This window comes from Intestinimonas sp. HCP28S3_D6, assembly GCF_052065695.1.
Taxonomy (GTDB): Bacteria; Bacillota; Clostridia; order Oscillospirales; family Oscillospiraceae; genus Intestinimonas.
In genome coordinates this window covers 1-8672 of record NZ_JBQHTM010000075.1, presented here as the reverse complement: position 1 = coordinate 8672, position 8672 = coordinate 1, and the positions used below count along the sequence as shown (strand labels likewise).

The window sequence follows — 8672 nt, the reverse complement described above, 5'->3', positions numbered from 1 at the left end:
CAAGAAAGGGGCGAAATAGTCAGTCAAGGAGGGGGATTTCGATTTCCCCCTCCTTGACAATCCACCCCTTAAAACGACCAAGCACAGGGGGGCCGCGGCCCCCCTATTGGATGTACCCCCGGGGGGCCTTCTATCGCCACGTCATTCGCACCGCCGGCTTACTCCGTAACGCCGCCGGTGCACGGAGGCCGGTGGACCACCAGCGGGCGGATGATCTCCGCCCCTGCCAAAAATTTCACAAAATCTTTATCGTCAACCGCCTATCTGGTATGGTACAATGGTCCCCGAGGTGAACGAACTTTGGAACTCCTGGAATGGCTGCGTGAAACGGAACTGGGGGCCATGGTCTCCACCATACTGGTGTCCATGGTGCCCGTCCTGGAGCTGCGCTTCGGTATCCCCTGGGGGGTGGCCCACGGACTGTCCCACTTTGCCGCTTTTGTGGCCGCCGTCATCGGCAACATGATCCCCCTGCCCTTCATCGTGGTCTACATCCGCCGCATTTTCAAGTGGATGCGCCGCCACCTGCCCCAGTTTGACCGGCTCCTGGACAAGCTGGAGGCCAAGGCCCACCTGAAGGGCCGCAAGGTCACCAAATACCGCTATCTGGGCCTGATGATCTTCGTGGCCATCCCCCTGCCCGGTACCGGCGGCTGGACCGGCGCCCTGGTGGCTGCCTTCCTGGACATGCGCCTGCGAAAGGCCATGCCCGCCATCTTCGCCGGCGTCCTCATTGCCGGGTTCCTGATTACCGGCATCACCTACGGTTTCACCTCGATTTTTTGACCCTTTCCCACCTCCGCGCATAGGATGGCGCGGAGGTGGATCATTTTGCTGTACGCTGCTGGAGAGATCATTCTGTCCCTGTTGGCCGTTTTCGGCCTCTTTTCCGCCCTGTGGCTCCTCTTCCGCCGGGCCATGTTCGCCCAGGCCGGGGACCAGCCCGGCGCCTGCGCCGTGGTGGCTGCCCGGGGGGACGGCTCCGGCCTGGAGCAGACCGTGAAGGAGCTTTTGTGGCTGCGGCTGGGGGGCGGTCGGCACTACACCGTACTCATCGCCGACGCCGGCCTGGACACGAAGGGCAAGGCCATGGCCGCCGCCCTGGCCAACAGCCTGCCCGCGGTGCTGGTCTGCCCCATGGAGCGGCTCACCGATTACCTGGACCTCCTGTGAGGTCCTATCTTGACTGGAAGGAAGTAGGATGCACGTGGAGGCGACCAAAGAGCTCACCCTGATGGAGGGGACGGTGGAGTCCGTCATCTTCCGCAACGAGGAAAACGGCTACACCGTCCTCCGCCTCAGCGTGGGGGACGGGGAGCCGGTGACGGTGGTGGGCTGCATGCCCGGCGCCGCCCCCGGCGAGGGTCTGGCTGTCCAGGGCACCTGGGGCCGCCACTCCTCCTACGGCGAGCAGTTCAAGGCCGAGATCGTGGAGCGGCGCATCCCCGTGGGGGAAAAGGCCATCTTTGAATACCTGGCCTCCGGCGCCATCAGGGGGGTGGGTGCCGCCACCGCCCGGCGGCTGGTGGAGGAATTCGGCTCCGACACCTTCCACATCCTGGAGGAGCACCCCGAACAGCTCACCAAGATCAAGGGCATCACCCGCAAGCGGGCCCTCCAGATCGGGGAGGCCTTCCGGCTCCAGATGGGCATGCGGCGGCTGCTGGACTTTCTGGGGGAGCACGGCCTGCCCCTCCAGCTGGGCATGCCCCTCTACCGCCGCTACGGCGACCTGGCCCTGGACGTAATCCGGGACAACCCCTACCTGCTGGTGGATGAAGAGCTGGGGGTGTCCTTCTCCACCGCCGACGAGCTAGCCCTGGCCATCGGCCTGGACGGGGAGGACCCCCAGCGGCTGGAGGCCGGTCTCCTCTTCGAGCTCACCCACAACCTCAACAACGGCCACACCTTCCTCCCCGCCCAGAAGCTGCTCCGGGCCACCGAACAGCTCATCGGCGTGGGAGAGGCCGGACTCACCGAGGCCCTGGACTCCCTGGAGCACCAGGGGCTCCTCACCCGGGAGGAGGTGGCCGGGGAGGACGCCTGCTACCTCTCCTCCATCCAGGAAGCGGAGGAGTACGTGGCCTGGCGGCTGGAGGAGATGTGCACCCGTGAACTCCCCCCCCCCGCCCACCTGGACCGGCTGCTGGACAACATCCAGGCCGACCAGGGCATCACCTACGCTCCCCAGCAGAGGGAGGCTGTGGCTCTGGCAGCGGAGCGGCAGGTGATGCTCCTCACCGGCGGACCCGGCACCGGCAAGACCACCTGTCTCCGGGGGGTGCTGGCCCTCTTTGACGCGCTGGGACTGGAGACCGCCCTGGCCGCCCCCACCGGCCGGGCCGCCAAGCGGTTGGGGGAGGCCTGCGGCACCGAGGCCGCCACCATCCACCGGCTACTGGAGACCCAGTTCGACCAGCACACCGGGCAGCTCATCTTTGCCCACGACGAGGACGAGCCCCTCTCCGCCGACGCCGTCATCGTGGACGAGACCTCCATGGTGGACGTGCCCCTCATGCGGGCCCTTCTGGCCGCCCTTCGGAACGACTGCCGCCTCATCCTGGTGGGCGACCCCGACCAGCTTCCCTCCGTGGGGCCGGGCAATCTCCTCTCAGACCTCATCCGCAGCGGCAAGGTGCCCACCATCTGTCTCACCGAGATCTTCCGGCAGGCCGCCGAGAGCGCTATCGTCATGAACGCCCACCGGGTGGACCGGGGTGAGCTCCCCGACCTCACCAACCATCAGAAGGACTTCTTCTTCCTCCGCCGCCGGGACCCGCTGCGGACGGCGGAGACCATCGTGGAGCTGGTCCAGACCCGGCTGCCCCAGAACATGGGCATCCCCGCCGACCAGATCCAGGTCCTCTCCCCCACCCGTAAGCACCAGAGCGGCACCCTGGCCCTCAACCAGCGGCTCCAGGAGGCCCTCAATCCCGCCCAGCCCGGCAAGGGGGAGCGGCGGTTCGGCCCCTACCTCTTCCGCCTGGGGGACCGGGTCATGCAGGTGAAGAACAACTACGACATCATGTGGAAGGACCGGGAGGGCCGCTCGGCGGGCCTGGGGGTCTTCAACGGCGACATCGGCCGCATCACCGACATGGACCCCCGGGGCGAGGTCATCACCGTGGACTTCGACGGGCGGCTGGTGGAGTACGGCCCCGAGATGCTGGGCGAGCTGGAGCCCGCCTACGCCATGACCGTCCACAAGGCCCAGGGCAGCGAGTACCGGGCCGTCATCCTGGCCGCCAGCGACGGCTCCCCCATGCTCCTCTCCCGGGGCGTCCTCTACACCGCCATCACCCGGGCCCGGGAGCTCTTCATCCTGGTGGGCGACGACGAGAAGGTGGCCCAGATGGTGCGCAACGACCGCCAGCAGCGCCGCTACTCCGGGCTCAGGGCACGGCTGGCCAGGGGGTCGTAAGGAGACACGCACCGGGTTGTGCACCCCGCACTTCTATAAAACCTTCCTCCTTCCAGGGAGAAGAAGGTAGTACTGCCACTATGGGGCCCCCGCGCGAGCCCAGCGGAGCGGGTCGCGTGGGGAGAGGACGAGCAAGGGAGCGGAGTGAGAAATGCCCGCCAGGGCGTTTTGAACGGTGCGGACTTTGCGAGGACGACAAAACCCGTTTCTTTTTCCCTGCTGGAAAAAGAACGGTTTTTGCAATCCAAAGAAAAAGGGGCTCCCGTGCGGGTTAGCTGATTCCAAATAGTGATCCGGCGGCCCGTCTTTACGCCCCGTAGAGGACCAGCACCGTCCACAGGTGACTCCGCCGGTGGAACAGGGACAGGCTGTGGTCCTATCCCACATTTTTTCGCCGCCTGCGTGGGTGGAGGTCAGGGCGTGGTGCCGCTGCCTGGTATTCTCTCTGTTGCGGCGTGGGTAGGCATCGGGGCGTGGCGGTGTTGCTTAGTGTTTCCTCTATCGTGGGACACAGCAATCGGAGGCCCCGGGGGTACATCCAATAGGGGGGCCGCAGCCCCCCTGTGTTTGGTCGTTTTAAGGGGTGGATTGTCAAGGAGGGGGAAATCGAAATCCCCCTCCTTGACTGACTCTTTCGCCCCTTTCTGGTCATTCAGAAAGGGGCCCGCCGGAGGCAATCCAAAGCAAAAACGTCCCAAAAAGATTTTGTGCGTGCAATTGCACGCTTTCCTCCGTTTCGACACGGAAATCACATACCATAGCCTTAGAAGGTGCACGCATTTTTGTGCAGTTAAGGAGTATGGTATGGCTACAAAAGATGTGAAACACATTGGGCTCCGTGTCAGCCCCGAGGTCCACAACAAGCTGCGCTATCTCGCCACATATGAGGGGCGGACGATCAACGGTCAGGTCCAATACCTCATTTTGCAGTGCATCCGGGAATTCGAAAAGGAGCACGGTCCTATCGACCTGGAGGAGCCATCATGACCGGGCCGGTGGAGGTCCTGCTGGACCTGATCTTCCCGCCCAAGTGCGTCTTTTGCAAAAAGCTGCTGCGCAAGGGCGAGGACGGCATCTGCGCCCGCTGTCAGGAGCACCTGCCCTGGTGCGTGGGACCGGAGGCCGAGCAGAGCATGGAGTTTATTTCCCTGTGCGCTTCCCCCCTCTGGTACCAGGACGAGGTGCGAGAATCCTTCCACCGCTACAAATTCAAGGGCTCACGGGGCTACGCCAAGGTCTATGGCCGCCTCATGGCCCAGTGCGTCCGGGACCATCTGGCGGGGCGGTACGACCTCATCACCTGGGTGCCCTTGTCGGAGCAGCGCCGGAAGGCCCGGGGCTATGACCAGGCTATGCTTCTGGCGGAGGCCGCCGCCCTGGAGCTGGGGGACGTAGCCGCCGAGACCCTCACCAAGGTGCGGGACACCAGCGCCCAGTCCGGCCTGGGTAAGGACGACAGCGCCCGCCGGGCCAACGTGCTGGGGGCCTACCGCCCCACCGACCCGGAACTCATCGCCGGACAGCGCATCCTGCTCATGGACGACGTGGTCACCACCGGCTCCACCCTTTCCGAGTGCGCCCGGACCCTGCGCACCGCCGGAGCCGCCGATGTGGTCTGCGTTACCCTGGCCCGGGCCAGGAAATAGCTCCCAACCCGCCCGATCTGGGTCGACCACCGCATAAAGACGGTTTTGCCCCCCTTTACAGGGCGATTTTCGTGTCTTCTTTTTGAAATTGAGGTTGAAATGCGTCGGAACTCCCTATATAATAGTGCTACTAGACCGGCCTGACCGCCGGGGAGCTTCGTTTCGTTGAGGCCTGCCGGCCTCCGGCGGGGCACTTTTTCAGCCGTCATTTTGCAAAGGGGATAAACTATGGGTCTCTTGGCTAAAATAAAGGAAAAGCTTAAATTGTTTCGAGGTGCTGGTATGTTCGCGAAAGACATCGGTATCGATCTGGGTACCGCTTCCATTCTGGTTTACGTAAAGGGCAAGGGCGTGGTGCTGCGGGAGCCCTCCGTGGTGGCCATGGACAAGGACAAGGGCACCCTCCTCAAGGTGGGCACCGAAGCCCAGCAGATGCTGGGCCGTACCCCCGGCAACATCGTGGCCATCCGCCCCCTTCGTGAGGGCGTCATCTCCGACTTCGACATGACCGAACGCATGCTCAAGGAGTTTATCCGCAAGGCCGCCTCCTTCCGCCTCTTCAAGCCCCGCGTGGTCATCTGCGTCCCCTCCGGCATCACCGAGGTGGAGGAGCGCGCCGTGGTGGACGCCGGTATTCAGGCGGGTGCCCGCCGGGTCTTCCTCATCGAAGAGCCCCTGGCCGCCGCCATCGGCGCCGGTATCGACATCACCAAGCCCGACGGCCACATGGTGGTGGACATCGGCGGCGGCACCACTGACATCGCCGTCATCTCTCTGGGCGGCATCGTGGAGTCCACCTCTATCAAGATCGCAGGCGACCAGTTCGACGAGGCCATCATCAAGTACATACGCCGGAAGCACAACGTGCTCATCGGCGAACGTACTGCTGAGGAGATCAAGATGCAGATCGGCTGCGTCTTCCCCCGCCCTGAGGAGCAGTCCTTCGAGGTCAAGGGCCGCTGCCTCATGACCGGCCTGCCCCGGGTCTTCACCGTCACCTCCTCCGAGATGATCGAGGCCTTCGAAGAGGTCTCCACCCGCATCCTGGAGGCCATCCACGGCGTGCTGGAGCGCACGCCCCCCGAGCTGGTGGCCGACATCTCCACCAACGGCATCGTTATGACCGGCGGCGGCAGTTTGGTCTGGGGCTTTGACAAGCTCATCGAGTCCCACACCGGTATCGAGACCTATGTAGCCGACGACGCCATCTCCTGCGTGGCCTACGGCACCGGCAAGAGCCTGGAGTGGGTGGGCGAGATGCAGGATGGCACCATGAACATCTCCCGCCGGAAGCAGATGAACTGAGGCGGCGCACACCTTTACAAAAAACAAGCGGGATGGCGCGTCTGCGCCATCCCGCTTTCCGTCTCCGATTTTACAGTCCGGGGATCGTCCCGGCGTTTTTCTCCTCCCGTACCCGGATCCCGTGGAGCATCAGCTCACTGTACGGGGTGGGAATGCCGTGCTTCTTGCCCAGCTCCACCATGGCACCGGCGAAGAGGTCCACCTCTGTCTTCTTCCCCCGCTCCAGGTCCTGGAGGGTGGATGGCCGGTTGGCCGGGTTCTGGCCGTAGGTCACCTTGTCCCGGGCCGCCCGGTCGGCCTCGGTGAGCTCCACCCCGGCCTCGGCTTTGGCCACTTCTGCCACCTCGGCCATGAGGGCCTTGCGGATGGCGTCGGCCTCGCTGCCCGGCCGGTAGGCCCCATAGGGCACCCCCAGCAGGGCGCAGGGCAGATTCTCGCTGACGTTACCCATGAACTTCACCCACAGGCAGCGGAGCATATCCGGCTCCACCGAATAGCGGATGCCCGCCCGGTCAAAGAGGTCGGCCAGGGCCTTCACCCGCTCGCTCCACACCTCGTTTTTGGCCTCCCCGAAGCGGATGAGTCCCCGCTGGGTGTCGAAGTGGGCCACCTCGTTCTCCATGGAGGAGGCCACCCACATGCTGGCGTAGAGCACCTTATCTATGCCGTACACCGCCCCGGTCTGCCGGGCACAGTTCAGGCCGTTGAGCACCGGCAGCAATATGGTGTCCGGCCCCACCTGATTGGCCACCTGTCCCAAGGCCTCCTCCAGGGCGTAGTCCTTCACGGCGATGATGACCAGGTCCGCCGGGCCGGTCTCCTCCCCCGGCTCCACTATGGATAGACGGTAATCCTCCCCATTGATGGTGACGCCCCGCTCCAGCCGTTTTCTCCGCTCGCCATCGGCCATCACCCGAAAGTCATTCCCCAGGACCTTTTGCAATCCCGGGGTAAAAAAGGCGCCCATGGCCCCCAGGCCGATGAGCACCGCGCTTTTGATTTGCTTCATCTCCACAGCCTCCCCGTTTCCCGCCCTCCGGCGATTCTATTTCAAGCCCTCATTGTACGCCCTCATGTCGCCGCCGTCAACGGCGGAATTACCATTTGTTTGAGCATGCTCATATCCACTACCTGCAAGGAGGTCTTCCCATGTCCGAGCTCATCTTCAACGCTCTTCCCCTCACCGAGGCGGAACAGGCTCAATTCAAAGCCGCCGCCCCCGGTGTAGAACAGCGTTTTCTTCCCCTCATGGACAACAGCGGTCTCACCGTCCCCCTCTCCGATCCCACCCTGGTAGAAGGGGCCACCGTAGTGCTGGGCAGTCTGCCCGCCGATGTGCTCTCCGCCTCCCCCACCCTGAAGTGGCTCCAGACCTGGAGTGCCGGAGTGGACGTCTACCTGAAGCCCGGCGCCCTCCCCGACGGCGCCATGCTTACCTCCGCCGTTGGGGCCTATGGCCCCTCGGTGGCCGATCACCTCTTCGCCTGTCTTCTGGCCCTCATGAAGCGCCTACCCCAGTACCGGGACCAGCAGCGGGGCCACTGCTGGTCCGACCTGGGTACGGTAAAGACCCTCGCCGGCGCCACCGTGCTGGCAGTGGGGGCCGGAGATATTGGGCAGCGTTTTGCCGCCCTATGCCAGACTATGGGGGCCCACACCGTGGGCCTCAAGCGCACCGTCTGTCCGCCTCCCGCCGGTCTGGACGAGGTCCGCACCCTGGACGAGCTGGACCAGTGGCTGCCCAAAGCCGATGTAGTGGTTCTGGCCCTCCCCCAGACCCCCGCCACCATCCACATCATGGACCAGCGCCGGCTGGACCTTATGAAGGACGACGCCATCCTCCTCAACGGAGGCCGTGGCTCCGCCATCGACCCCCAGGCCCTGGCCGAGACCCTCCGGGTGGGCCGCCTGTGGGGGGCCGCCCTGGACGTCACCGAGCCGGAGCCCCTCCCCGCCGACTCCCCCCTCTGGGACATCGACAACCTGATCCTCACCCCCCATGTGGCCGGCGGCCTCCACCTGGAGGGCACCCGGGAGCGGATCGTGGCCATCGCCCTGGAGAACCTGAAGCGCTATCTGGCCGGGGAACCCCTGAAAAACCGCATGAAGTAAGCCAAAAGGCACAGAGCGTTATAAATGCGCTCTGTGCCTTTTCTTGGCTTGACATACCTAGAACTCCGAGGTATATTATACCTAGGGAACCTCTGAATAAAAGCCTTTATCCTGTTTCTACTCAATGTATTAGCCGCCATTTGCGCTTGGTTAAGGTGATTTCAGTGCAAAATAGCCATTATTTATCT

General features: G+C 64.1%; 8 protein-coding genes. 7 read left to right on the top strand and 1 reads right to left on the bottom strand.

What is annotated here, in order from left to right:
- Positions 1 to 300: 300 nt before the first annotated feature.
- The 6 genes from ACTNBK_RS15915 (at position 301) to ACTNBK_RS15890 (ending at position 6372) form a co-directional block, all read left to right on the top strand.
- Positions 301 to 786, top strand: a complete 486-nt coding sequence (locus tag ACTNBK_RS15915) for a COG2426 family protein (RefSeq protein WP_441147585.1) — start codon at positions 301 to 303, stop codon at positions 784 to 786.
- A 45-nt stretch (positions 787 to 831) separates the two neighbouring features.
- Positions 832 to 1173 carry a hypothetical protein gene (locus tag ACTNBK_RS15910; protein WP_441147584.1) on the top strand — a complete coding sequence of 114 codons (342 nt, stop codon included), beginning with the start codon at positions 832 to 834 and terminating at the stop codon, positions 1171 to 1173.
- Between the two features lie 34 nt (positions 1174 to 1207).
- Positions 1208 to 3421: an SF1B family DNA helicase RecD2 gene (gene recD2, locus ACTNBK_RS15905; protein WP_441147582.1), complete on the top strand. Its 2214-nt coding sequence runs from the start codon at positions 1208 to 1210 to the stop codon at positions 3419 to 3421.
- An 804-nt stretch (positions 3422 to 4225) separates the two neighbouring features.
- Positions 4226 to 4408, top strand: a complete 183-nt coding sequence (locus ACTNBK_RS15900) for a hypothetical protein (RefSeq protein WP_227605393.1) — start codon at positions 4226 to 4228, stop codon at positions 4406 to 4408.
- Positions 4405 to 5067, top strand: a complete 663-nt coding sequence (locus ACTNBK_RS15895; protein ID WP_441147580.1) for a ComF family protein — start codon at positions 4405 to 4407, stop codon at positions 5065 to 5067. The genes ACTNBK_RS15900 and ACTNBK_RS15895 overlap by 4 nt, the downstream gene beginning before the upstream one ends.
- 282 nt (positions 5068 to 5349) lie before the next feature.
- Entirely contained in the window at positions 5350 to 6372 is a 1023-nt protein-coding gene (locus ACTNBK_RS15890) for a rod shape-determining protein (RefSeq protein ID WP_130848472.1), read from the top strand.
- 70 nt (positions 6373 to 6442) lie between these two features.
- Here ACTNBK_RS15890 and ACTNBK_RS15885 read toward each other — a convergent pair whose 3' ends face one another.
- On the bottom strand, positions 6443 to 7381 hold the full coding sequence (locus ACTNBK_RS15885) for a ketopantoate reductase family protein (protein WP_441147577.1): 939 nt from the start codon (positions 7379 to 7381) through the stop codon (positions 6443 to 6445).
- A 140-nt stretch (positions 7382 to 7521) separates the two neighbouring features.
- Between ACTNBK_RS15885 and ACTNBK_RS15880 the strand changes: the two genes are divergently transcribed.
- Positions 7522 to 8484 (top strand): D-2-hydroxyacid dehydrogenase, encoded by a 963-nt coding sequence (locus ACTNBK_RS15880; RefSeq protein ID WP_441147575.1) that lies wholly within the window; start codon positions 7522 to 7524, stop codon positions 8482 to 8484.
- Positions 8485 to 8672: the final 188 nt, after the last annotated feature.

Bases quoted from the DNA above. Each gene is read 5' to 3' on its own strand.
- ACTNBK_RS15900 (WP_227605393.1), top strand. From the start codon at position 4,226: ATGGCTACAAAAGATGTGAAACACATTGGGCTCCGTGTCAGCCCCGAG.
- ACTNBK_RS15895 (WP_441147580.1), top strand. From the start codon at position 4,405: ATGACCGGGCCGGTGGAGGTCCTGCTGGACCTGATCTTCCCGCCCAAG.
- ACTNBK_RS15890 (WP_130848472.1), top strand. From the start codon at position 5,350: ATGTTCGCGAAAGACATCGGTATCGATCTGGGTACCGCTTCCATTCTG.
- ACTNBK_RS15885 (WP_441147577.1), bottom strand. From the start codon at position 7,381: ATGAAGCAAATCAAAAGCGCGGTGCTCATCGGCCTGGGGGCCATGGGC.
- ACTNBK_RS15880 (WP_441147575.1), top strand. From the start codon at position 7,522: ATGTCCGAGCTCATCTTCAACGCTCTTCCCCTCACCGAGGCGGAACAG.